The organism is Bosea vaviloviae (assembly GCF_001741865.1).
In the GTDB taxonomy this organism is placed as follows: Bacteria; Pseudomonadota; Alphaproteobacteria; order Rhizobiales; family Beijerinckiaceae; genus Allobosea; species Allobosea vaviloviae.
Map to the genome: position 1 here is coordinate 4,991,568 of NZ_CP017147.1, position 21,104 is coordinate 5,012,671.

A 21,104-nucleotide genomic window follows, 5' to 3' on the forward strand; every position below is an offset into this window, starting at 1 on the left:
AAGCTACGCTAAGTTTGGTATCGCAGCGTATTCCGTCATCAGATTGTCGGCAAAATCGCCCAGCTTCCTGAAACCTTAACAGGGCTCCGGGGAGCAGTACGATGACGAGTATGACGCTGGACAGCAGCACGGGCCACGCTCCCGATGCCGGCAAACCTAAACTGGACGCGCCCAAGGGCATCGGCGCCCTCGCCTTCTTCGCCGGCGTGATGACTGCCGGCCTCGCCTATATGGCGTTCTCGCTCTATCAGGACATCTCGTCCGCCGGCACGCCGGCCACGACCTGGCTGCCCTTCATCCTGCTCGGCGTGGCCATGCTGATCGCGCTCGGCTTCGAGTTCGTCAACGGCTTCCACGATACCGCCAATGCGGTCGCGACCGTGATCTATACCCATGCCATGCCGGCCAATGTCGCCGTCGTCTGGTCCGGCTTCTTCAACTTCCTCGGCGTGATGATGGCGAGCGGCGCGGTTGCCTTCGGCATCATCTCGCTGCTGCCGGTCGAGCTCATCCTCAATGTCGGCTCCGGGGCGGGCTTCGCCATGGTGTTCGCCCTGCTGATCGCGGCGATCATCTGGAATCTCGGCACCTGGGCGCTCGGCCTGCCGGCCTCCTCCTCGCATACGCTGATCGGCTCGATCATCGGCGTCGGCCTCGCCAACCAGCTCTACAATTCGAACAGCGGCACCTCGGGCGTCGACTGGTCCAAGGCGATCGAGATCGGCCAGTCGCTGCTGATCTCGCCGGTATTCGGCTTCATCGCCGCGGCGCTCGTCTTCCTGACGCTGAAGATCCTGGTGAAAAGCCCCGAGCTCTATGCCGAGCCGAAGGGCAACAAGCCGCCGCCGCTGTGGATCCGCGCCGTTCTGATCGCGACCTGCACCGGCGTCTCCTTCGCCCATGGCTCGAATGACGGCCAGAAGGGCATGGGCCTGATCATGCTGATCCTGATCGGCTGCGCGCCCACGGCCTATGCGCTGAATCGCGCCATTCCCGCCGGCGATGTCGACACCTTCCGCAAGACCGCCATCGCCGCCAGCGCCGTGATCGACCAGAAGGCGCTGGGCTACTCCATCATCGGCGATCCCCGCCAGAACGTGACGCGCTATGTCTCCAATCGGACGATCGACGACTCGACCTTCCCGGCGCTCTCGGCGCTGAACAAGGAGATCGTCAAGCAGATCGAGACCTTTGGCCATCCGTCCAAGTACCCGGCCGCGATCGTCGGTAACGCCCGCAACGACATGTATCTCGCCTCCGAGGCGATGAAGCACATCTTCAAGGCCGACAAGAAGGAAGAGAAGATCTTCACGGCCGAGGACCTCAAGGTGATGACCGCCTACAAGGCCTCACTCGACGACGCGACCCGGTTCATCCCGTTCTGGGTCAAGGTCGTGGTGGCGCTGGCGCTCGGGCTCGGCACGATGGTCGGCTGGAAGCGCATCGTCGTCACCGTCGGCGAGAAGATCGGCAAGTCGCACCTGACCTATGCCCAGGGAGCGTCAGCCGAGCTCGTCGCCGCCGCCACGATCGCAGCCGCCGACGTCTATGGCCTGCCGGTCTCGACCACGCACATCCTGTCCTCGGGCGTTGCCGGCACGATGGCGGCCAACAAGTCGGGCCTGCAGATGTCGACCGTGCGCAACATGCTGATGGCCTGGGTGCTGACCCTGCCCTGCGCCATCCTGATCTCCGGCACGCTGTTCGTGGTGTTGCGTCAGGTGTTCTGAGGCCGAGCGTAAGGCCGGCGCCGCGGCGGCAACGCTCGCGGCGCCGGTTTGCATTTCAAGCGCAATTGGATGGGGCAGGCCCCGCATGAACATCGCACTGGCCACCCATGCCGATCTTCAATCCGGCTCCGGCATCGTCTGGGCCTATCGCTTCGACGAGGCGGGAAATCCTGGCCTGATCTCGCGCGACGAACTCCCCGGCCTCGCCTCGCCGGCCACCGGCTTCGTCTGGATTCATCTCGATCTCGTCCACACCCGCATAGCGGCCTGGCTGGATGAGCAGCCCGCCTTGCCACTGCCGGCGCAGGCGATGTTCCTGTCGCATGACAACCATCAGCGCCTCGACCATTCGCCCGAGCTCGCCTGGGGCATCTCGCACGATCTGATCCGCGACATCGCCGACAAGTCCGAGAGCGTCGGCGCGCTGCACTGGATCATTGGCGAGCGCTTCCTGCTGACCGGCCGGCGCGGCGCCCTGCAGTCGATCCGCATGACGGTCGAGGCGCTGGACCAGGGCGAGACCATCGCCTCGCCCTCCTCCCTGTTCGAACACATCGTCGAATACATCATCGACGACGTGACCGACGCCGTCATCCGCCTCACCGATGAGATCGACAGCGTCGAGGACCATGTCCTGAGCGACCGCCTCCGCGACGGCCCGCAGCGCGTCGGCGCGGTGCGGCGCACCTCCGTGCGATTGCACCGGCAGCTCAACGGCCTGCATCTGCTGTTCCGGCGCTTCGCCGAGACCGGCTCGGGCCGCGCCGCGCCGGAAACCGTAAAGGCCTGCGCCGGGCGCCTGCTGCAGCGGGTCGACAGCTTGCACCACGACGTCCATTCCGTGCAGGAGCGCGCCCGCCTGCTGCAGGACGAGATCGCCGCCCGCTCGGCCAACCGGACGAACCAGCAGCTCTATGTGCTCTCGATCCTGACCGCCGTCTTCCTGCCGGCGACCTTCATCACCGGGCTCTTCGGCGTGAACGCCAAGGGCGTGCCCTGGGCCGATGACGCCGCGGGCTTCAGCTATGTCACGCTGATGTGCCTGGCGGCCGCCTGGGCCGTCATGCTGTTCCTGAAGCGCCGTGGCATGATCGGCTGAGGGCCGTTCGTCCGGGAGCATTGCGCGAAAAAGTGGGGACCGGTTTTTCGCATGAGCAATGCTCTCAACTTTTAGAATCGATTAGCGCCCGCCCGCCACGCGCAGGATCACGCCCGTCGTGTAGGCCGAGGCCTCCGAGAGCAGGAACAGGATCGATTCCGCGATCTCGTCGGGCGTCGCGACGCGCTTGAGCGGGATCGTCGGCGCGATGCGCGCGACGCGGCCGGGCTCGCCGGAGGACATCGCATGGATATCGGTTTCCGTCATGCCCGGCGCGACCGCGTTGACCCGGATGCCGGCCGGAGCCAGCTCTTTGGCGAGTCCGATGGTGAGGGAGTCGATCGCGCCCTTGGAGGCGGCGTACCAGACGAATTCGCCGGGCGAGCCGAGCGTGACCGCCGCTGAGGAGATGTTGACGATCGCCCTTCCCTTCGCCTCGGCATTGGCTCCGAGCGCGCGGGCAGCCTCACGCGCGACCAGGATCGCGCCGGTGACGTTCACGTCGATGCAGGCACGGATCACGCCCGTATCGGCCTCGGCGAGCGAGCTCGCCTTGCCGGTAATGCCGGCATTGTTGACGACATGGCTGAGCGGCCCCAGCGCCGCCTTCGCTTCGGCGAAGACGCGGATGATGTCGGTCGCGCTCGCCATGTCGCCCTGGAGCGCCACGGCCCTGGCCCCGGCGGCCTCGCAGGCCGCGACGACCTCGGCGGCTGCATCGGCGTTGCTCTGATAGTTCACCGCGACATCATAGCCGCGCTTGGCCGCCATGATCGCGGTCGCGGCGCCGATGCCACGGCTGCCGCCGGTGACGAGAAGGACGGGGCGGTTCATGGGAGGCTCCTTTTCAATGAAACACCCGCAGCCCTCATCCTGAGGAGCGAGCCAGGGGCTCGCGTCTCGAAGGATGCTTCAGAGCGCACTGGAACATCCTTCGAGACTAAGCCTGACGACGCTCCTCAGGATGAGGGCTGCGGGAGGGCAATAGAAACGAAAAGGGCGGCTCTTGCGAGCCGCCCTTCCACATACCGGACCGTCGTAAAACGATCAGCGCTTCGAGAACTGGAAGCTGCGGCGGGCCTTGGCCTTACCGAACTTCTTACGCTCGACGACACGCGAATCGCGGGTCAGGAAGCCTTCCTTCTTGAGCGGGCCGCGAAGCTCGGGCTCGTAGAAGGTCAGGGCCTTGGAGATGCCGTGGCGCACCGCGCCGGCCTGGCCGGAGAGGCCGCCGCCCTTGACCGTGACGACGACGTCGTACTGGGTCAGGCGATCGACATGCTGCAGCGGCTGCTGCAGGACCATGCGCAGCACCGGGCGGGCGAAGTAGACCTCCTGGTCACGCGTGTTGACCGTGATCTTGCCCGAGCCGGGCTTGATCCAGACGCGGGCAATCGCGTTCTTGCGCTTGCCGGTGGCATAGGCGCGGCCCTGGGCGTCGATCTTCTTGACGTGGACGGGAGCGTCGGGCTGGGTCGACTTCGCGACCTGGCCGAGCTGCTCGAGAGACTGAAGAACCTCGGCCATGATCAGACCCTCGCATTCTTGCGGTTGAGCGCAGCGACGTCGAGCGTCTCCGGCGACTGGGCGGCGTGAGGATGCTCAGCGCCCTTGTAGACGCGCAGGTTGCCGAGGATCTGGCGGAAGAGCGGGCCGCGCGGGAGCATGCGCTCGACGGCCTTCTCGACGATACGCTCAGGGAAGCGGCCTTCGAGAATGAACTTGGCCGAACGCTCCTTGATGCCGCCGGCATAGCCGGTGTGGTGGTAATAGACCTTCTGGTCGAGCTTGCGCCCGGTCAGAACCACCTTATCGGCGTTGACGATCACGATATTGTCGCCGCAGTCGACATGCGGGGTGTAATTGGCCTTGTGCTTGCCGCGCAGGCGCATCGCCACGATGGTGGCGAGACGGCCGACGACCAGCCCGGAGGCATCGATCACAACCCACTTTTTTTCGACGTCGGCGGGCTTCAGCGACATGGTCTTCATCGCAGCACCCCTTCGGTTAGCTTGAAAAAAGGACAAGCCGCCGGGAACCCGGCGGCGATGTGAGGCGGTGGTTAAGGGGCTGCCGCGGCTATGTCAAGGCAATCCGTCAGCGCGAACAGCCGGGAAAACTCATGTTTTCAAACGACATGCGGCAAAAGGTATCCAGATACCGCATAAGATCGCAATTGATCCCTGTTGCATCGCGCCGAGCTTTCGCAATCATGCGGCAGGAGGACCATCCATGAACAAGAAACCGCTTGCCATGAACAAGAAACCGCTTGCCAGCGCCCTGCTCGCTCTGAGCCTCACAGCCTCGCCCTTCGCTCTCACCTCGCCGGCCTCGGCGGAGGTCCATGTCATCAGCTCCGGCGGCTTCACCGCAGCTTATAAGGAACTCGTCGCCGGCTGCGAGGTGAAGATCGGCCAGAAGGTTGTCAGCGCCTATGGCGCCTCGATGGGGGCCGCTCCCGACGCCATTCCCAACCGGCTGGCACGCGGCGAACCCGCCGATATCGTCATTCTGGCCAGCGACGCCTTCGACAAGCTGGTCAAGGACGGCAAGGGCATGCCCGGCAGCCGGGTCGATCTCGTGCGCTCAGCGATCGGCCTCTCGGTCAAGGCCGGCGCGCCCAAGCCCGACATCTCGACGGTGGAGGCGCTGAAGAAGACGCTGCTGGAGGCGAAGTCGATCGCCTATTCCGCCAGCGCCAGCGGAACCTATCTCTCCGAGGAGCTGTTCCCCAAGCTCGACCCCAGCGGCCAGGTCATGGCCAAGTCGAAGAAGATCTTCAGCGAGCGCGTCGGCACGGTGGTGGTGCGCGGCGAGGCCGAGCTCGGCTTCCAGCAGGTCAGCGAGCTGGTCACGATCGACGGGCTGGATTTCGTCGGCACGCTGCCCGAGGAGGTCCAGCGCGTGACGGTCTTCTCGGCGGGGCTGGCGGCAGGGTCGAAGGAGCCGGAAGCGGCGAAGCAGCTGATCGCCTGCCTGGGTTCGCCGGAGGCCGCGCCGGTGATCAAGAAGACCGGGCTGGAGCCGCTGCCCCAGAAGTGAGCGGCAAGGGCGATCCCTCTCCGTCATGCTCGCCCTTGTGGCGAGCATCTACGTCGTGAAGGCCCGCCCGGAAGAAGACGTGGATGGTCGGGACAAGCCCGACCATGACGGCCAAGGTCAGCGCCCAGCGGGTTGCGAAAGCCGCATCGAGCGCCGAATCCGCCTATGCAACTGGCCCTTGACTTAGAGTGCGCTCGAACTTGTATCCAGATCAGCGTCACGACGAACAAGGCAAACCATGAAGATCGGGGACCTCGCGAGGCGCACGGGATTATCGACGCACACGATCCGCTATTACGAGCGGATCGGGTTGCTGCCCTACGCATCGCGCGCCTCCTCGCAGCAGCGCGAATACGATGCCTCCATCCTGGTCTGGATCGAGTTTCTCGGCCGTCTCAAGACGACCGGCATGCCGATCCGCGACAAGCTGCGTTATGCGCGTTTGCGCGAGCGCGGCCCGGAGACCCAGCTGGATCGCCGCATCCTGCTGGAGGAGCACCGGGCCAAGGTCCGGACCCATATCGCCGAGCTTCAGGCCTGCCTTGCCGTCCTCGACACCAAAATCGCCGGCTATGCCGGCTCCGACATGGTGGAGAAGAACGATGATGCTGCAACAGAACGGCGCAAACGAGCGGTTCGAGAGGGGCTTGCGCGCCCTCTCCGAGATTGACGGCCATGCCGGCGAGAAGGTTGTCAATCAGCTCGCCAATATCGCTCCGGATTTCGCGCGCTACGTGATCGAGTTCCCCTTCGGCGACATCTATTCCCGCCCGGGCCTCGATCTCCGAAGCCGCGAGATTGCAACCATTGCGGCACTGGCCGCACTCGGGAATGCCACACCGCAATTGAAGGTCCATATCGAGGCGTGCCTGAATGTCGGGGTCAGCCGAGAGGAGATCGTCGAGGTCCTGATTCAGATGGCCGTCTATGCCGGCTTTCCCGCCGCGGTGAACGGGCTTTTCGCCGCGAAGGAGGTCTTTGCAGCCAGAGGCGACGCCGGGCGGGAGCGCGCGGCATGATGATGTCCAACGTCCGCATCGTTATCGCCGGCAGCCTCGCTGCCCTCTCCCTGGCTCCCCTTCCGGCTCCGTTCGCCTCGCCGTCCATCGCGCAGGAAAGCCCCTCACCCGCGCGCCCTCAAGCCTTGTGGAGCGGGTTCAGTTCTCCGGTCGGAATGGGTTTTGATTCGACCGGGAATCTCTATGTCGCGGAATGGAGTGCCGGACGGGTCTCCCGGATTGACCCCCAAGGCAATCGCTCCACCTTCGCCGATGAGCTCTCCGGCCCATCGGGACTGACGATCGGGCCTGACGACTCGATCTATGTTGCGTCCTATTCTCGCGATGAAATCTATCGTTTCACCCCAGATGGTGCCCGAAGCGTTCATGTGACTGGGCTCGCCACGCCAGCCGGCCTCAGTTTCGACCGTGCGGGACGGCTGATCATCGCCAATCGGCGCACCAATCAGATCCTTGCGGTGACAGAAACCCGGCAGCTCGTCGCGGTGATCGACGGACTGAACATCCCGGTCGGAGCCGTGCAAACGCCGGACGGCGGCCATGTCGTCTCGAATCTCGGCGGTGGCGTTACGATCCTTCGCCCCGACGGCACGCGCATCGAGGCCGGCTCCGCCTTCGCCACCCCCGGTCCGGGCGTCGCGATGACTAGGGAAGGACGCGTTTTCGTCGTAGACTACGGAGGCACCACGGTTCGCGAAATTCTTCCCGATGGCCGCAACCGCGCCATTGCGGAGGGCTTGAGGAGCCCGGTCGGGCTGACCCTGACCCCGGATGGCCGTTCCCTGCTGACCGCCGCCTGGGGAGACGGGACGATCTATCGGATCTCAATTCCCGATTAGTGCGGTTTTCGACCTGACTGAACCGTCATTGCGAGCACCGGGTCTTGCCTTCGGCAAGCCCGAGTACAGGCTCCGCGAAGCAATCCAGGAGCGGCAGAACTCTACGTCCTCCTGGATTGCTTCGTCGCTTCGCTTCTCGCAATGACGGGTCCGTGTTTCCCTCGGATCGAAAACGGCATCTAGGGCGCAGGTCTCTCAGCGCTCGGCGGGGATCGAATAAGTCCCCGTCGCGTGGCAAACCATCTCGCTCTCGCCTTGCGAGAACAGCGAGACCTCGCCGACCGCCAGCCGCCTGCCGAGCTTGAGCAGCCTCGCCTCGGCGATCAGCGCCGCCTGCCCGGGCTTGCGCAGGAAATTGTAGTTGAGGCTCGTCGTCACCGCGAGCGCGACCGGGCCGATCTGGGCCAGGATGGCCGCATAGAGCGCCAGATCCGCCAATGCCATCATGGTCGGCCCCGAGATCGTACCGCCGGGGCGCAAATGGCGCTCATGATAGTCGCAGCGCATGCGCGCGCTCATCGGCCCGACATCCTCGATGAAATAGGTGCGCCCGCCATAGTGGAGCTGCGGGAACACCTGTTCGAGAAAAGCCTCCAGTTCGGCGACGGTCATGCGGGTGGTCATGGTGCTCGGGCGCGCCTCTCGGAATGAGCTTTCCTGCCCTTGCAGCATGACTGTCCAGCCCGGACAATAGCAGGGTGCGCGAAATCAGCTTGCAGATTTCAGGGCCTCAAGCCCTTCCAAGGAAGACACGCAATGTCAGGCGTCTACAGCTTCCAGATTCCTTTGCTCCAAACCGCGAGACTGACCTTGCGGGCGATCAGGCCAGAAGACCACCCTCAACTGATGGCTCTCGCCCACGATCCAGACGTCGCGGAGTTCATGCATGAAGGTCCGCCTCCGTCAGAGAGCGATGTCTGGAATCGCATGGCCAACGCACTCGGGCAGTGGGCCTTACGCGGCTACGGAATGATGGCACTCGAGGATCGCGACGGCTTCGTTGGTCGAGTTGGCTTCTTTCATCCTTATGGCATCCGCGAACCGCTATTCGTCTATGCGATCGCCAAGCGCGGATGGGGAAAGGGGTACGCGACAGAAAGCGCGCGAGCTGCGCTGAATTGGCTGTTCGAGATGAGGCAACTACAGCGCGTCACTGCCTATATTGATCCGCAAAATGTAAGTTCAACCCGCGTTGCCCAGAAACTGGGTGCTATGCCAAACGGGACAACCAGCTGGGCTGGCGCTATCGTTGATGTATGGACCTTTGAACGAGGTGAGGCCCCCCAACGAAGTAAGGCAACGCCGACGCGAAAGACCATGCCATGAATGCCCATACCGGACCCCAAACCGCGCCAGCGCTGCTGCGCAGCGATGTGGACGGCGTCGCGACGCTGACGCTGAACCGCCCGCAATCGCGCAATCCGCTGAGCGAGGCGATGCTGGCGGCGCTGAGCGAGGCCTTCACCATGATCGCAGGCGACCGCAGCGTGCGCGCCGTCGTGCTCAGCGCCGCGGGACCGGTGTTCTGCGCCGGGCATGATCTGAAGGAGATGAGCGCGCATCGCGCCGATGCGGATCGCGGCCGCGCCTATTTCACCGACATCCTCGGGCGCTGCTCGGCGATGATGCAGCAGATCACCAGCCTGCCCCAGCCTGTGATCGCTGCCGTCGAAGGCACCGCGACAGCCGCCGGCTGCCAGCTCGTGGCGAGCTGCGATCTCGCAGCCGCGGGCTCGCAGGCAAAATTCTGCACGCCGGGCGTCCATATCGGCCTGTTCTGCTCGACGCCGATGGTGGCGCTCTCGCGCAATCTCGCGGCCAAGCACGCGCTGGAGATGTTGCTGCTCGGCGAGATGGTGCCGGCGCCTGAGGCCGCGCGGATGGGACTGGTGAACCGCGTCGTCCCGGCGGGCGAGGCCCTGGCGGAGGCGCAGCGCCTTGCCGGTGTGATCGCCTCGAAATCCCCGGCCACCGTCAAGATCGGCAAGCGTGCCTTCTACGAGCAGCGCGAGATGGGCTTGAGCGCGGCTTATGATCACGCCTCGGCGGTGATGGTCGAGAACATGCTCGCGCGCGACGCCGAGGAGGGCATCGGCGCCTTCATGGATAAGCGCCCACCGGTGTGGGAGAGCTAGCTAGATAGGGCACAGCCCGAAAAGCGGGAACCGGTTCTCGGGCCGATGCGGCATCAAAGCACTCCCCTCCTGGGCGGTTCCGCACGGTTCTGCGCGCTGACAGGCTCCGTTTCCGGGCTATAACGCAAGCTAAGAGCGATCACAGCGCGCCAGCCAATCCGGGAGATCAGACCATGCTCGCCAACGCACCGCGCCCCTTTAATTTCGACCTCGGCGAGACCGCCGACGCGATCCGCGACACGGTCCACGCCTTCGCGCAGGAGAAGATCGCGCCGCGCGCCGAAGAGATCGACAAGACCAACACCTTCCCGCGCGATCTCTGGCCGCAAATGGGCGCGCTCGGCCTGCACGGCATCACGGTGAAGGAGGAGGATGGCGGTGCAGGGCTCGGCTATCTCGAGCATGTCGTGGCAATCGAGGAGGTTTCGCGCGCCTCGGCTTCGGTGGGCCTGAGCTACGGCGCCCATTCCAACCTCTGCATCAACCAGATCGCCCGCAACGGCAATGCGGCGCAGAAGGCGAAATACCTGCCCAAGCTGATCTCCGGCGAGCATGTCGGCGCGCTCGCCATGTCCGAGCCGGGAGCAGGCTCCGATGTCGTCTCGATGAAGACGAAGGCGGTCAAGAAGGGCGACCGCTATGTGCTCACCGGCAACAAGATGTGGATCACCAACGGCCCGGTCGCCGAGACGCTGGTGGTCTACGCCAAGACCGATCCGGAGGCCGGTTCGCGCGGCATCTCGGCCTTCCTGATCGAGAAGGGCATGAAGGGTTTCTCGACCGCCCAGAAGCTCGACAAACTCGGCATGCGCGGCTCCGACACCTGCGAACTCGTCTTCGAGGAGTGCGAGGTTCCCGAAGAGAACCTGCTCGGCTCAGTCGGGCGCGGCGTCAATGTGCTGATGTCGGGGCTCGATTATGAGCGCGTCGTGCTCTCGGCCGGACCGCTCGGCATCATGCAGGCGGCGCTCGACGTGGTCATGCCCTATGTCCATGAGCGCAAGCAGTTCGGCCAGGCAATCGGCGAGTTCCAGCTCGTCCAGGGCAAGCTCGCCGACATGTATGTGATGATGAACGCCTGCAAGGCCTATGTGTACGCCGTCGCAAAAGCCTGCGACCGCGGCGAGACCACCCGCGAGGACGCCGCCGGCGCGATCCTGATCTCGGCCGAGAAGGCGACGCAGATCGCGCTCGACGCGATCCAATTGCTCGGCGGCAACGGTTACATCAACGACTACCCGACCGGGCGTTTGCTGCGCGACGCCAAACTCTACGAGATCGGTGCCGGCACCAGCGAGATCCGGCGCATGCTGATCGGGCGGGAATTGTTCCAGAAGACGAAGTGACGGCCACAGACCGTCATGCTCGGGCTTGACCCGCGCATCTCCGGACGGGATGTCTCCACGGCGTCATGCTCGCCCTTGTGGCGAGCATCCACGTCTTGAACACCCCTCATCGACCGGCGAAGACGTGGATGGTCGGGACAGGCCCGACCATGACGAGCGAATACCTCCCGAGAATGACGTGGTGACCTGAATGCCCCTCTACTTCGCCTATGGCGCCAATATGGATATCGCCGCGATGGCGACGCGCTGCCCGCGCTCGAAGCCGCTCGGGCTCGCGCGCCTGCCGCGCCATCGCTTCATCGTGACGCGCGACGGCTACGCCTCCGCCGTCCGTGATCCGCGTGAGGAGGTCCACGGCGTGCTCTGGGATTGCGCGCTCAGCGATGTCCGCACCCTCGACAAGTTCGAGGATATCGCCAGCGGGCTTTATGTGAAGATCAACCAGCCGGTGATCGTGCCGGGCGGAGCCAAGCGCGCGCTGGTCTATATCGGGCGCGCCAGTGAGGTCGGCCGGCCCAAACCAGGCTATCTCGAAGACGTCATCGCCAGCGCAAAACACTGGGCGTTGCCAGAGGCTTACCTCGCCGCGATGAATCGTTTCCTGAGCAAGCCGAATCTGGATGTGAAGACGTTGAATCAGGATGTGAGCGCAGAGCTTCCACCTGGGCCGGTCCCCGGCGTGCGGCCGCGGGCACTCGCGCCGAAGTGACGGGCTGTCCTTCTCCCGCCCATGTCGGATATATCCGACATGGGCATCAAATCTTTCAAGATCGGGCAAGCCCGATCTTGATGGGGAGAAGGTGGCACGGCGAAGCCGTGACGGATGAGGGCAGAGCCGCAACGAAAACAAGAAAAGGGCCGCTTACGCGACCCTTCCCTCATCCGTCTGCTGCGCAGACACCTTCTCCCCCAAGGGGAGAAGGATTCTACACCGCCAGCCCCTTCGCCATCTCGCTGACCTGCTTCTCGAACAGCGCGCGATAGGCGCCATTCTCGCGCTGGAGCAGCGCCTCATGCGGGCCTTCCTCGACCACGCGGCCGCGATCGAAGACCAGGATGCGGTCCATCGCACGCACGGTCGAGAGCCGGTGCGCGATGACGATGGTGGTGCGGCCTTCCATCAGCCGCTCCATCGCCTGCTGGATCAGCGCCTCCGATTCCGAATCGAGGCTCGAGGTCGCCTCGTCCAGGATCAGGATCGGCGCATCCGCCAGGAAGGCGCGCGCCAATGCGACACGCTGGCGCTCGCCGCCCGAGAGCTTGACGCCGCGCTCGCCGACCAGCGTGGCATAGCCCTTGGGCAGGCGCATGATGAACTCATGCGCGTTGGCGAGTTCCGCCGCCTGCTCGATCTGCGCCGAGGAGGCGCCGGGCCGGCCATAGGCGATGTTCTCGGCCAGCGAGCGGTGGAACAGCACCGGCTCCTGCTGCACGATCGCGATCTGCCCGCGCAAGGAGGCCTGCGTCGCCGAGGCGATATCGACACCGTCGATCGCGATGCGCCCCTGCGTGACGTCGTAGAGCCGCTGCACCAGCTTGACGAAGGTCGTCTTGCCGGACCCCGAGCGCCCGACGAGGCCGACCTTCTCGCCCGCGCGGATCGTGAGCGAGAAGTCGCGATAGAGCGGCTCGACATGCCCCCCATAGTGGAAGGTCACGTCCTCGAAAGCGATCTCGCCCGCCGTCACCGCCATCTCGGTCGCGCCCTTGGCGTCGGGCACGCCATAGGGTTGGCCATGCATGGCGACGAGCTCCTCCATGTCGTTCACCGAGCGCTGCAGGTTGTGCACATGCTGGCCGACATCGCGCAGATAGCCGTGCACGACCGAATAGGAGGTCAGCACGAAGGCGATGTCGCCGGGGCTCGCCTGCCCGCTCGCCCAGAGCCAGATCGCCAACCCCACCACCGAGCCGCGCATGACCAGCAGCACGAGCTGCTGCGCCGTGCCCGAGGTCGTGCCGCGCACCCAGTTCCGCCGCGTGCGCAGCGACCATTTCGCCAGCACGCCTGAAAGGCGCGAATCCTCGCGCAATTCCGCGCCATAGGCCTTGACCACGGGATTGCACGAGATCGCGTCGGCAAGGGCGCCGCCGATGCGCGTGTCCCAGCTATTGGCGAGCCGGGCCGCCGGCGCGACATAGTTCAGCGACAGCGCCACCGTGACGCCGACATAGAGCAGAGCCCCAGCCAGCACGACCGCGCCCATCACCGGCCAATGCCAGGCCAGCAGCATCGTCGTGCCGACGAGCACGATCAGCGAAGGCAGGAGCGCGATCAGGACCGTATCGGTCAGGAGGTCGAGCGCCCACATGCCGCGCGTGATCTTGCGCACGGTCGAGCCGGCGAAGTTGTTCGCATGCCAATCGGTCGAGAAGCGCTGCAGCCGCGCGAAGGCCTCCTGCGCGACATCGCTCATCGTCCGCAGCGTCATGCCGGTGATGCCGATGAAGCTGAGATGGCGGGCAAGCACTGTCACCGCGCCGAGCGCGATCATCACGCCAAGCGCATGCAAGGCGATGGCGAGTCCGGCCGTGCGCTCGCCTGCGACCGCATCGACGAGGCGGCCGGCATAGAGCGGCATGAACAGATCGGCCGCGGTGGCGACCATGACGGTCACGACGACGGAGGCGACGCGGCTCGGCGCGCGCGCCCAATGGCGGAAAGTGAAGCCGAGAACGGCCCGGAACGGCTCGGGCCGCCCGGTTTGGGTCTGACGGGACATCGATTCATTCGGCGCCGCGACGGCAGCCGACTCCAATTCAAGCGAAGCCCGGGCAACGCCTCGGTCTTCTGAAAACGCGATGGGATTGCTGGCTCAGGCCGCCCTGGATCAGGCGGGCCGCGCGGTCGTCCGACTTAACGGGACGACGGCATTCGGGGAGCGGCGATGACGATGAAACTCATTCAGCCCTCCCTTTCCGATGTTGGAGCCAAGAGGTGCACGATAAACGGGCAGGCACGAATCGCGCAAGTCGCAATTTTCGCATGGGGCGCTTGCGCAAAGCGCCGGGCGAGCCAGCTTCACGCTTCGCTGGAGCATTTTCGAGCGAAGTGGGCACCGGTTCGCGTGAAGAAAATGCGATAAAACAAGGAGATAGAGCAGGATCGCCGCGGCAAGATCACTTGCGACAGGAGAAGGGCAGGAAGGTGCTCGCCGTTCCCGCATTCATCGCCAGGATGACCATGATGTTCGCGAGCTCGAGCTCCTCAGCCGATTTCGGGCAGACATTGGCTTGCGCCATGCAGCCCGATGCGAGGAAGGCTTCATGGTTGTCGAGGAACTCCCGCCCCAGGCCCTGCGTGCCCCGGCGCGTCAGGGCCTCGGACCAGGCCTTCTTGTAACGGGCGCATTTCACCTCGGACCAGCTTTGAGACTGGCTGTCCTGCGCGAGGGCAAATGTGGCCCCGCTCGCGATCGAAGCGGCCAGCAGGGCTAGGATCAGCTTGGTTCGACGAAACATCTCACTCTCGGTTCATGCGACCCAGGCGCGGTAGAGCGCGCCTCACTTCCAGAACAATGCCAGCAATCTCACCGCGATCACCAGCACGAAGGCCAGGATGATCGTCCCCACCACGCGATGGCGCTTGTCGCGGTCGGGAAATTGCCGCGCCAGGATGCGCCCGACCGGCTTGCGGAACAGAAAGGCGACGACGAGGAAGACGATCAGGATATGGGACAAGTCGGCCGCTCAGTTCTTGCCGCCGGCGTCTTTCGACTCCGCTGCGTCGAAGGGCGCGCCGGCCTTCTTCCAGGCGCCGAAACCGCCGGCGATATGGGCGACCGGCTTCAGCCCCATCTCCTGGGCGGTCAAGGCCGCCAGCGCCGAGCGCCAGCCCCCGGCACAGAAGAAGACGAAGCGCTTGTCCTGGCTGAAGACCGGCTTGGCATAGGGGCTCTCGGGATCGATCCAGAACTCCAACATGCCGCGCGGACAATGGAAGGCCTCGGGCATGCGCCCTTCCCGCTCCAGTTCGCGCGGATCGCGCAGATCGACGAAGACGACATCGTCGCGGCCATGCAGCGCCCTGGCCTCCTCTACCGAGAGCGTTTCCACAGCTGCCTCGGCCTCAACCAGCAACGCCTTGTAGCCCTTGGTGATGATCTGCGGCATGGCAGGTCTCCGTTGTCGCGGCACCGTGTCGGCTCGGGGCGTCGCGGTCAATCGTCCTGCCCTGCGCCCTGCCCTGCGAGAGCGATCTTGGCAAGCAGGTCCGCACCGAGCAGTGTGGGATTCTAGAGCATTTTCGAGCGAAGTGGACACCGGTTCGCGTGAAGAAAATGCGATAAAACAAGGAGCTAGAGCGTTTCGCGATTCGGAGAAACGCGAAACGCTCTAGGAGATGGAATGATCGGATTCGGCACCTTCGACATCGTCGGCTTCGCCTTCTTCGTGGCATCGTGGATCGGCTATCATTTCGCGGTGGAGCTCGGCCCGCATGCGGCGAGGAGCCTGAACATGCGGATGAACCTGCGCCGCGCGCGCTGGGTGCGCGAAGCCATGGGCCGCGACAACCGCATCGTCGACACGCAAGTGATGAACGGGTTGCAGAACGGCACCGCCTTCTTTGCCTCGACTTCGCTGATCGCGATCGGCGGCTCGCTCTCCCTGCTACAATCGACCGACCGCGTCGTCGCCCTCTTTGCCGACCTGCCCTTCGGCACGCCGACCACCCGCGCCGCCTGGGAGATGAAGGTGATCGGGCTCGCGGTGATCTTCGGCTACGCCTTCTTCAAATTCGCCTGGGCCTACCGGCTGTTCAACTACTGCGTCATTCTGATCGGCGCCCTGCCCCCGGCCAAGAGCCATGACGACCGCGACGCCGCCCGCGCCGTCCATGAAATGACCGAGATGAACATCGCCGCCGGCCGCCATTTCAACCGCGGCCAGCGCGCCTTCTTCTTCGCGCTCGCCTATATGGGCTGGTTCCTCGGGCCCGCGACCTTCATGATCTTCACGGCCGCGGTCCTGATCGCGATGTATCGCCGCCAGTTCGCCTCGGACGCCGCCCGCGTCTTCAGCTATGCCAACGCCCTGATCGACCAGGCCGCAGCGCGCAAGGCTAGTGATGAGTGACCCGCTGGACGCCCTCGAAGCGGCAATACTGCGCCTCGTCACTGAGCGTGGTCCAGGCGGCACGATCAGCCCGACCGACGCCGCTCGCGCCGTCGGCGGCGATCATCCCGATGGCTGGGGGCCGCTGATGCAGCCGGCGCGCAAGATCGCGGTCAGGCTGATGAAGGAGGGCCGCCTCGTCATCACCCGCAAGGGCAAGCCGGTGGATCCGGATGATTTTCGCGGGGTGTATCGGCTGTCGCTGCCGAGCGGCGAGTAGCGAATGGCGAATGGCGAATGGCGAATAGTAGGCGGAGCTCTTATCTACTCGCCATTCGCCACTCCCCATTCACCCGTCACGGCCCCGGAAACAACGCGTCGGTATACCCCGCCAGCCAATAAGCCAGCAGCCCGACCCATTCCTTGAAGCCGTCATCGGCGATGTTCAGGCCGCGCGGCGCCCGGCCATAGGGCCTGATGAAATCGGCCGGTTCGTTCTCCGACCAGTAATCGACGGGAAAGGCCTCGACCGCAAAGCCCGCCTTGCGGAACACGCCCATCGCGCGCGGCATGTGCCAGGCGGAGGTCACCAGCAGCCAGCGCTCGCCGGGCTTGGGCTCGACCAGCCGGCGGGTGAAGACGGCGTTCTCGCGGGTGTTGCGCGACCTGTCCTCCAGCACGAGCCGCTCCGCTGGCAGGCCGAGCCCCTCGAACAGCAATCGCGCGCCATCGGCTTCGGTCTCGGTGACCGGTGAGACCAGATTGCCGGCGCCGCCGGCGAAAACGATCTTGGCCTCGGGATGCAGCCGCGCGATCTCGACCGCCTTGGTCATGCGTGCGGCCGCCGAGGTCAGCACCACATCGCCGCGCGCAACCCCGATGGCGCCGCCCAGCACGACGATGCCGGCGACCGGTCCCTTCGCCGCGTCCTGCTGGGGAAAGCGGTTCTCGAGCGGGCGGATGACGATGCGCGGCAACGGGCTGAACGCCATCAATGACAAAGCGAGCAAGGCGAGAACGCCGAGCCAGCGCCCGAACCGGGCGAGGCGCGTGAAGGCCAGCAAAGCAGCAAGCCCCGCCAGCAGGATCGCCAGATTGACCGGAGAGAAGACGAACCAGACGAGCTTGGAGAGAGTGAAGAACATCGACGGCCTCCGGCACAACTCAGCCGGATATAGAGCATTGCGCGAAAAAGTGGGTACCGGTTTTTCGCGTGAGCAATGCTCTAAATATTTAGAATCGATCACGTTTTTCGCATTCGGACGGAACCGTCCGAATGCGACGTGATCGAGGGCCTTCATGCTGACGGCTTGCTAACGCGAAGGGGTCCGCCACCTCAGCGGATGATGCGCGGCGGCGCTTGCGGCTGTCGTGGCGGAGCCTGCGGCAGCGACGCTTCGAGCTCGATCGCGCGGTTGGCGACCTCGCGCAGTTCGCAGCCCGCTTGCCGGCCGAGCTGCCAGCCTTCCCGCTGCGTCGTTCCGTAGAAGGCGCATTTCTGCGCGACGAAACTCTCCCAAGCGACCTGCAGGGCGACGACCCGGTTGCGCTGGCCTGCGTCGAGCGAGCGCCCCTTCAAGCGCAGCGCCAGCAGCAGCCGCTCGCGCCAGACCGCCTCCTCCCGGCGTGCACAACCGGCCTCGGCCGCGCGCTGATCGACGCCGGTCGCACGCACGCAAGCGACCGCAATCATGCCGATGCAGGATGGCGCTGCAGTACGGCCCTCGCGCAGGCAGGTCGCCAATTGCGCCCGGTCGCTCGCGAGCACCGTGTTGCCTGCGGGCGGCGGCGAGGGAGCTTGCGCCCAGAGCGGCGTGGCGCTGGCCATCAACAGGAAGAGCGGGAGGGCGTTCAGCGGGATCATCGGTTCATCATCCGCGCCGAGACGGCCAGATCAAGGCCGCTAGAGCATTGCGCGAAAAAGTGGGAACCGATTTTCGCATTAATCCTGCTCTAACTCCTTGATGAGAGACGGATTCAGATTTCAGATCGGATCACTTCGTGAATCCATCTGAAATCATCCGACTCTAGGCGTCATCTCACGAAATCGGCAACGGCAAGGCAGGCTTGGCGGCCGGGCGCGCGAAGAGGGTCTCGTACCAGCGCTGCAGATGCGGCCGCATTGGGCGCTCGACCGGCATGTTCAGCCAGCGATGCGCGCCGCAACCGACCGTGATGTCGGCCATGCCGAAACGCTCGCCCGCGAGAAAGCTTCGCGTCGCCAAGTGCCCCTCCAGGATATCCATCTTGACCTCGGTCTTGGCGATGGAAGCCGCGATCACCTCTGGGTCGGTATGCCCCGGCGCTTTCCGCACCAACCCCCAGAAGGCCGGCGTCATCGAGGGCTGCAATTCAGAGATCATCCAGTCCATCCAGCGGTCGGCCTCCGTGCGCAGCGCCGGATCCTCCTCCCAAATCCAGCCGGCGCCATAGCGCGCCGCCAGGTAGCGCACGATGCTGTTGGATTCCCAGATGCAGACATCGCCGTCTTCCAGCACGGGAATCTGAGCGTTGGGGTTCTTGGCGAGAAAGGTCGGCTCGTGCGTACCGCCGAATGCGCCGCCAAGGTCGATGCGCTCGAAGGTTTGACCAACCTCGCCTGCAGTCCAGACCACCTTCTGCACATTGATGGAGCTGATGCGCCCCCAGATCGTCAGCATAACTACCAGTCCTGTTCTCGTCTTGCCGGCAACTCTCGGGCCAGCGGCCGCATTTGACAAGGACGGGGGGAAAGCCCGCCCCTCCCCTCAGGCGAATTCCATGATGACGGCATCGACAGCGAGTGAATCACCCTCCTTCGCCAGGATCTTGGCGATGGTGACGTCCTTCTCCGCGCGCAGCACGTTTTCCATCTTCATGGCTTCGACCATGCAGAGCGCCTCGCCCGCCTTGACCTCCTGGCCGACCGTGACGGAAACCGCCTTGACCAGCCCCGGCATCGGGCAGAGCAGGAACTTGCCGGTATCGGCCGCGACCTTCTCCGGCATCAGCGCCGCGAGCTCCGCCTCGCGCACCGTGTAGACATGGGCGTTCGCATAGGCGCCGGCATGGCCGAGCGCGACACCGTTGAGGATCGCCCTCACCTGGGCTGCCACGCTCACTCCATCGAGCGTACCGCGCCAGACCGGCTCGCCCGGCCGCCAATCGCTGACGACCGTGATGCTGCGCTCGCCGAAGGCGATGACGACCGCGCCAGCCTGCTCGGAAACCTCACCCTCGAAGCGCTCGGCTCCGAGCTGGACGATGCGCGTGCGGTCGAAGGCGACTTTGCGCCAGCCTTCCATCTGCGCCGAGACATTGCGCTTGCGCTGGTTCAGGCGATGGTCGCAGGCGATCGCGATCGCCGCCATCCGGAGCGCAACCTCGCCCTTGGGCTGCGGCAGCGCAAAGCCGTCCGGAAACTCCTCGGCGATAAAGCCGGTCGAGAGATTGCCGGCAATCCAGCGCGGGTGGTGCATCAAGGCCGAGACGAAGGGGATGTTGTGGCGGATGCCGTCAATGGCGAAGGCGTCGAGTGCGCGGCCTTGCGCCTCGATCGCAGCCAGCCGGGTCGGCGCATGGGTGACGAGCTTGGCGATCATCGGGTCGTAATAGATCGAGATCTCGCCACCCTCGAAGACGCCGGTGTCGTTGCGCACCATGGCATCGCCGTCGCGCCCTTCCGCAGGCGGGCGATAGGTCACGAGCCGGCCGGTAGAAGGCAGGAAGTTGCGCGTCGGATCCTCGGCATAGACTCGGGATTCCACCGCCCAGCCGTTGAGCTTCACATCGGCCTGACTCAGCCTGAGCTTCTCGCCATAGGCGACGCGGATCATCTCCTCGACGAGATCGACGCCGGTGATCATCTCGGTGACGGGATGCTCGACCTGGAGGCGCGTATTCATCTCGAGAAAGTAGAACGACTTGTCCTGGCCTGCGACGAACTCGACCGTGCCGGCGCTGTCGTAGTTCACCGCCTTGGCCAGCGCGACCGCCTGCTCGCCCATCTTGCGGCGCGTCGCCTCGTCGAGCAGCGGCGACGGCGCCTCCTCGACGACCTTCTGGTTGCGGCGCTGGACCGAGCATTCGCGCTCGCCGAGATAGATGACGTTGCCGTGCTTGTCGCCGAGCACCTGGATTTCGATATGGCGGGGATCGACGATGAATTTCTCGACGAAGACGCGGTCGTCGCCGAAGGAGGACGCAGCCTCGGACTTGGCGCGGGCGAAGCCTTCCGCCACCTCGCCGGCGGAATAGGCGATGCGCATGCCCTTGCCGCCACCGCCGGCCGAGGCCTTGATCATGACGGGATAGCCGATCTCGTCGGCGATCGTCACCGCATGCTCGGGGGTCTCGATGATGCCGAGATGGCCCGGGACGGTCGAGACGTTGGCGGCGGCAGCGGCCTTCTTCGATTCGATCTTGTCGCCCATCGCGGCGATGGCGCCGGGATTGGGGCCGATGAAGACGATGCCGTTATCCTTCAGCGCCTGGGCGAAGGCTTCGCGCTCGGACAGGAAACCGTAGCCGGGATGGACGGCCTGCGCGCCGGTCGCCTTGCAGGCGGCGACGATCTTGTCGATCAGCAGATAGGACTGGGCCGCAGCGGGCGGGCCGATATGCACGGCCTCATCGGCCATCTCGACATGGAGCGCATCGCGATCGGCATCGGAATAGACGGCGACCGTCTTGATGCCCATGCGGCGCGCCGTTTTGATGACACGGCAGGCGATCTCGCCACGGTTCGCGATCAGGATCTTCGTGAACATCGATGGCGTCTCCCGGCCGTCTCACCAAATCATTGGCCGCCGGGGTTTAGTGAACGCCGCAGCCGGCGTCCATTGATGCAAAAGTTCAGCC

Annotated in this window: 24 protein-coding genes; 12 read left to right on the plus strand and 12 right to left on the minus strand. The window is 65.0% G+C overall.

Annotation, left to right across the window (positions count from 1 at the left end; all coding sequences use genetic code 11):
• The first annotated feature begins 101 nt into the window (after positions 1-101).
• Both BHK69_RS22845 and BHK69_RS22850 read left to right on the plus strand, forming a co-directional pair.
• On the plus strand, positions 102-1,730 hold the full coding sequence (locus BHK69_RS22845) for an inorganic phosphate transporter (protein ID WP_069692101.1): 1,629 nt from the start codon (positions 102-104) through the stop codon (positions 1,728-1,730).
• An 85-nt stretch (positions 1,731-1,815) separates the two neighbouring features.
• Entirely contained in the window at positions 1,816-2,829 is a 1,014-nt protein-coding gene (locus BHK69_RS22850) for a CorA family divalent cation transporter (protein WP_083269632.1), read from the plus strand.
• Positions 2,830-2,910: 81 nt separating this feature from the next.
• Here the strand turns inward: BHK69_RS22850 and BHK69_RS22855 are convergent, their stop codons facing one another.
• The 3 genes from BHK69_RS22855 to rplM form a co-directional block, all read right to left on the minus strand.
• Complete coding sequence (locus BHK69_RS22855) at positions 2,911-3,663, minus strand: SDR family oxidoreductase (protein WP_069692102.1); 753 nt, start codon at positions 3,661-3,663, stop codon at positions 2,911-2,913.
• Positions 3,664-3,876: 213 nt separating this feature from the next.
• The gene (rpsI, locus tag BHK69_RS22860; RefSeq protein ID WP_069692103.1) at positions 3,877-4,356 is read right to left on the minus strand and encodes a 30S ribosomal protein S9; all 480 of its coding nucleotides are present in this window, start codon (positions 4,354-4,356) and stop codon (positions 3,877-3,879) included.
• A gap of 2 nt (positions 4,357-4,358) precedes the next feature.
• A complete protein-coding gene (gene rplM / locus BHK69_RS22865) occupies positions 4,359-4,820 on the minus strand; it encodes a 50S ribosomal protein L13 (protein ID WP_069692104.1) in 462 nt (153 codons plus the stop codon).
• Between the two features lie 241 nt (positions 4,821-5,061).
• Between rplM and BHK69_RS22870 the strand changes: the two genes are divergently transcribed.
• From BHK69_RS22870 to BHK69_RS22885, 4 genes are all read left to right on the plus strand, one after another.
• The gene (locus tag BHK69_RS22870) at positions 5,062-5,871 is read left to right on the plus strand and encodes a substrate-binding domain-containing protein (protein WP_069692105.1); all 810 of its coding nucleotides are present in this window, start codon (positions 5,062-5,064) and stop codon (positions 5,869-5,871) included.
• Between the two features lie 238 nt (positions 5,872-6,109).
• Positions 6,110-6,541 carry a MerR family transcriptional regulator gene (locus BHK69_RS22875; protein ID WP_069692106.1) on the plus strand — a complete coding sequence of 144 codons (432 nt, stop codon included), beginning with the start codon at positions 6,110-6,112 and terminating at the stop codon, positions 6,539-6,541.
• Positions 6,444-6,890, plus strand: a complete 447-nt coding sequence (locus BHK69_RS22880) for a carboxymuconolactone decarboxylase family protein (protein ID WP_244548292.1) — start codon at positions 6,444-6,446, stop codon at positions 6,888-6,890. Before BHK69_RS22875 ends, BHK69_RS22880 begins: the two co-directional genes overlap by 98 nt.
• Positions 6,887-7,729 (plus strand): NHL repeat-containing protein, encoded by an 843-nt coding sequence (locus BHK69_RS22885; RefSeq protein WP_148663549.1) that lies wholly within the window; start codon positions 6,887-6,889, stop codon positions 7,727-7,729. The genes BHK69_RS22880 and BHK69_RS22885 overlap by 4 nt, the downstream gene beginning before the upstream one ends.
• Positions 7,730-7,924: 195 nt before the next feature.
• On the opposite strand, the gene BHK69_RS22890 is transcribed toward BHK69_RS22885, so the two are convergent.
• On the minus strand, positions 7,925-8,353 hold the full coding sequence (locus BHK69_RS22890; RefSeq protein WP_069692109.1) for a PaaI family thioesterase: 429 nt from the start codon (positions 8,351-8,353) through the stop codon (positions 7,925-7,927).
• Positions 8,354-8,485: 132 nt separating this feature from the next.
• On the opposite strand from BHK69_RS22890, the gene BHK69_RS22895 reads away from it, so the two are divergent.
• From BHK69_RS22895 to BHK69_RS22910, 4 genes are all read left to right on the plus strand, one after another.
• On the plus strand, positions 8,486-9,055 hold the full coding sequence (locus tag BHK69_RS22895) for a GNAT family N-acetyltransferase (protein WP_069692110.1): 570 nt from the start codon (positions 8,486-8,488) through the stop codon (positions 9,053-9,055).
• On the plus strand, positions 9,052-9,864 hold the full coding sequence (locus tag BHK69_RS22900) for an enoyl-CoA hydratase (protein WP_069692111.1): 813 nt from the start codon (positions 9,052-9,054) through the stop codon (positions 9,862-9,864). The genes BHK69_RS22895 and BHK69_RS22900 overlap by 4 nt, the downstream gene beginning before the upstream one ends.
• 173 nt (positions 9,865-10,037) lie before the next feature.
• Complete coding sequence (locus tag BHK69_RS22905; protein WP_069692112.1) at positions 10,038-11,210, plus strand: isovaleryl-CoA dehydrogenase; 1,173 nt, start codon at positions 10,038-10,040, stop codon at positions 11,208-11,210.
• A gap of 190 nt (positions 11,211-11,400) precedes the next feature.
• Positions 11,401-11,919, plus strand: coding sequence for a gamma-glutamylcyclotransferase family protein (locus tag BHK69_RS22910; protein ID WP_069692113.1), 519 nt, complete (start codon positions 11,401-11,403; stop codon positions 11,917-11,919).
• 217 nt (positions 11,920-12,136) lie between these two features.
• Here BHK69_RS22910 and BHK69_RS22915 read toward each other — a convergent pair whose 3' ends face one another.
• The 4 genes from BHK69_RS22915 to BHK69_RS22925 all read right to left on the minus strand — a co-directional run bounded on the left by BHK69_RS22915 (position 12,137) and on the right by BHK69_RS22925 (position 15,323).
• Positions 12,137-13,933 carry an ABC transporter ATP-binding protein gene (locus BHK69_RS22915; protein ID WP_069693901.1) on the minus strand — a complete coding sequence of 599 codons (1,797 nt, stop codon included), beginning with the start codon at positions 13,931-13,933 and terminating at the stop codon, positions 12,137-12,139.
• Between the two features lie 397 nt (positions 13,934-14,330).
• Complete coding sequence (locus BHK69_RS22920) at positions 14,331-14,672, minus strand: hypothetical protein (protein WP_069692114.1); 342 nt, start codon at positions 14,670-14,672, stop codon at positions 14,331-14,333.
• A 42-nt stretch (positions 14,673-14,714) separates the two neighbouring features.
• Entirely contained in the window at positions 14,715-14,891 is a 177-nt protein-coding gene (locus tag BHK69_RS32730; RefSeq protein ID WP_158516262.1) for a hypothetical protein, read from the minus strand.
• Positions 14,892-14,900: 9 nt separating this feature from the next.
• Positions 14,901-15,323 carry a rhodanese-like domain-containing protein gene (locus BHK69_RS22925; protein WP_069692115.1) on the minus strand — a complete coding sequence of 141 codons (423 nt, stop codon included), beginning with the start codon at positions 15,321-15,323 and terminating at the stop codon, positions 14,901-14,903.
• 234 nt (positions 15,324-15,557) lie between these two features.
• On the opposite strand from BHK69_RS22925, the gene BHK69_RS22930 reads away from it, so the two are divergent.
• Positions 15,558-16,286 carry a DUF599 domain-containing protein gene (locus tag BHK69_RS22930; protein ID WP_069692116.1) on the plus strand — a complete coding sequence of 243 codons (729 nt, stop codon included), beginning with the start codon at positions 15,558-15,560 and terminating at the stop codon, positions 16,284-16,286.
• Positions 16,279-16,545: a DUF3253 domain-containing protein gene (locus BHK69_RS22935; protein ID WP_069692117.1), complete on the plus strand. Its 267-nt coding sequence runs from the start codon at positions 16,279-16,281 to the stop codon at positions 16,543-16,545. The genes BHK69_RS22930 and BHK69_RS22935 overlap by 8 nt, the downstream gene beginning before the upstream one ends.
• A 76-nt stretch (positions 16,546-16,621) precedes the next feature.
• Here BHK69_RS22935 and BHK69_RS22940 read toward each other — a convergent pair whose 3' ends face one another.
• The 4 genes from BHK69_RS22940 to BHK69_RS22955 form a co-directional block, all read right to left on the minus strand.
• Positions 16,622-17,410: a YdcF family protein gene (locus BHK69_RS22940; protein WP_069692118.1), complete on the minus strand. Its 789-nt coding sequence runs from the start codon at positions 17,408-17,410 to the stop codon at positions 16,622-16,624.
• A gap of 191 nt (positions 17,411-17,601) precedes the next feature.
• Positions 17,602-18,129 carry a hypothetical protein gene (locus BHK69_RS22945; protein ID WP_069692119.1) on the minus strand — a complete coding sequence of 176 codons (528 nt, stop codon included), beginning with the start codon at positions 18,127-18,129 and terminating at the stop codon, positions 17,602-17,604.
• A gap of 175 nt (positions 18,130-18,304) precedes the next feature.
• Positions 18,305-18,985 (minus strand): glutathione S-transferase family protein, encoded by a 681-nt coding sequence (locus BHK69_RS22950; RefSeq protein ID WP_199578974.1) that lies wholly within the window; start codon positions 18,983-18,985, stop codon positions 18,305-18,307.
• Between the two features lie 27 nt (positions 18,986-19,012).
• Entirely contained in the window at positions 19,013-21,013 is a 2,001-nt protein-coding gene (locus BHK69_RS22955; protein ID WP_069692121.1) for an acetyl-CoA carboxylase biotin carboxylase subunit, read from the minus strand.
• Positions 21,014-21,104: the final 91 nt, after the last annotated feature.

Excerpts from the sequence above, each read along its gene's own strand:
- BHK69_RS22845 (WP_069692101.1), top strand. The coding sequence starts at position 102 with ATGACGAGTATGACGCTGGACAGCAGCACGGGCCACGCTCCCGATGCC.
- BHK69_RS22850 (WP_083269632.1), top strand. The coding sequence starts at position 1,816 with ATGAACATCGCACTGGCCACCCATGCCGATCTTCAATCCGGCTCCGGC.
- BHK69_RS22855 (WP_069692102.1), bottom strand. The coding sequence starts at position 3,663 with ATGAACCGCCCCGTCCTTCTCGTCACCGGCGGCAGCCGTGGCATCGGC.
- rpsI (WP_069692103.1), bottom strand. The coding sequence starts at position 4,356 with ATGGCCGAGGTTCTTCAGTCTCTCGAGCAGCTCGGCCAGGTCGCGAAG.
- rplM (WP_069692104.1), bottom strand. The coding sequence starts at position 4,820 with ATGAAGACCATGTCGCTGAAGCCCGCCGACGTCGAAAAAAAGTGGGTT.
- BHK69_RS22870 (WP_069692105.1), top strand. The coding sequence starts at position 5,062 with ATGAACAAGAAACCGCTTGCCATGAACAAGAAACCGCTTGCCAGCGCC.
- BHK69_RS22875 (WP_069692106.1), top strand. The coding sequence starts at position 6,110 with ATGAAGATCGGGGACCTCGCGAGGCGCACGGGATTATCGACGCACACG.
- BHK69_RS22880 (WP_244548292.1), top strand. The coding sequence starts at position 6,444 with ATGCCGGCTCCGACATGGTGGAGAAGAACGATGATGCTGCAACAGAAC.
- BHK69_RS22885 (WP_148663549.1), top strand. The coding sequence starts at position 6,887 with ATGATGATGTCCAACGTCCGCATCGTTATCGCCGGCAGCCTCGCTGCC.
- BHK69_RS22890 (WP_069692109.1), bottom strand. The coding sequence starts at position 8,353 with ATGACCACCCGCATGACCGTCGCCGAACTGGAGGCTTTTCTCGAACAG.
- BHK69_RS22895 (WP_069692110.1), top strand. The coding sequence starts at position 8,486 with ATGTCAGGCGTCTACAGCTTCCAGATTCCTTTGCTCCAAACCGCGAGA.
- BHK69_RS22900 (WP_069692111.1), top strand. The coding sequence starts at position 9,052 with ATGAATGCCCATACCGGACCCCAAACCGCGCCAGCGCTGCTGCGCAGC.
- BHK69_RS22905 (WP_069692112.1), top strand. The coding sequence starts at position 10,038 with ATGCTCGCCAACGCACCGCGCCCCTTTAATTTCGACCTCGGCGAGACC.
- BHK69_RS22910 (WP_069692113.1), top strand. The coding sequence starts at position 11,401 with ATGCCCCTCTACTTCGCCTATGGCGCCAATATGGATATCGCCGCGATG.
- BHK69_RS22915 (WP_069693901.1), bottom strand. The coding sequence starts at position 13,933 with ATGTCCCGTCAGACCCAAACCGGGCGGCCCGAGCCGTTCCGGGCCGTT.
- BHK69_RS22920 (WP_069692114.1), bottom strand. The coding sequence starts at position 14,672 with ATGTTTCGTCGAACCAAGCTGATCCTAGCCCTGCTGGCCGCTTCGATC.
- BHK69_RS22925 (WP_069692115.1), bottom strand. The coding sequence starts at position 15,323 with ATGCCGCAGATCATCACCAAGGGCTACAAGGCGTTGCTGGTTGAGGCC.
- BHK69_RS22930 (WP_069692116.1), top strand. The coding sequence starts at position 15,558 with ATGATCGGATTCGGCACCTTCGACATCGTCGGCTTCGCCTTCTTCGTG.
- BHK69_RS22935 (WP_069692117.1), top strand. The coding sequence starts at position 16,279 with ATGAGTGACCCGCTGGACGCCCTCGAAGCGGCAATACTGCGCCTCGTC.
- BHK69_RS22940 (WP_069692118.1), bottom strand. The coding sequence starts at position 17,410 with ATGTTCTTCACTCTCTCCAAGCTCGTCTGGTTCGTCTTCTCTCCGGTC.
- BHK69_RS22945 (WP_069692119.1), bottom strand. The coding sequence starts at position 18,129 with ATGATCCCGCTGAACGCCCTCCCGCTCTTCCTGTTGATGGCCAGCGCC.
- BHK69_RS22955 (WP_069692121.1), bottom strand. The coding sequence starts at position 21,013 with ATGTTCACGAAGATCCTGATCGCGAACCGTGGCGAGATCGCCTGCCGT.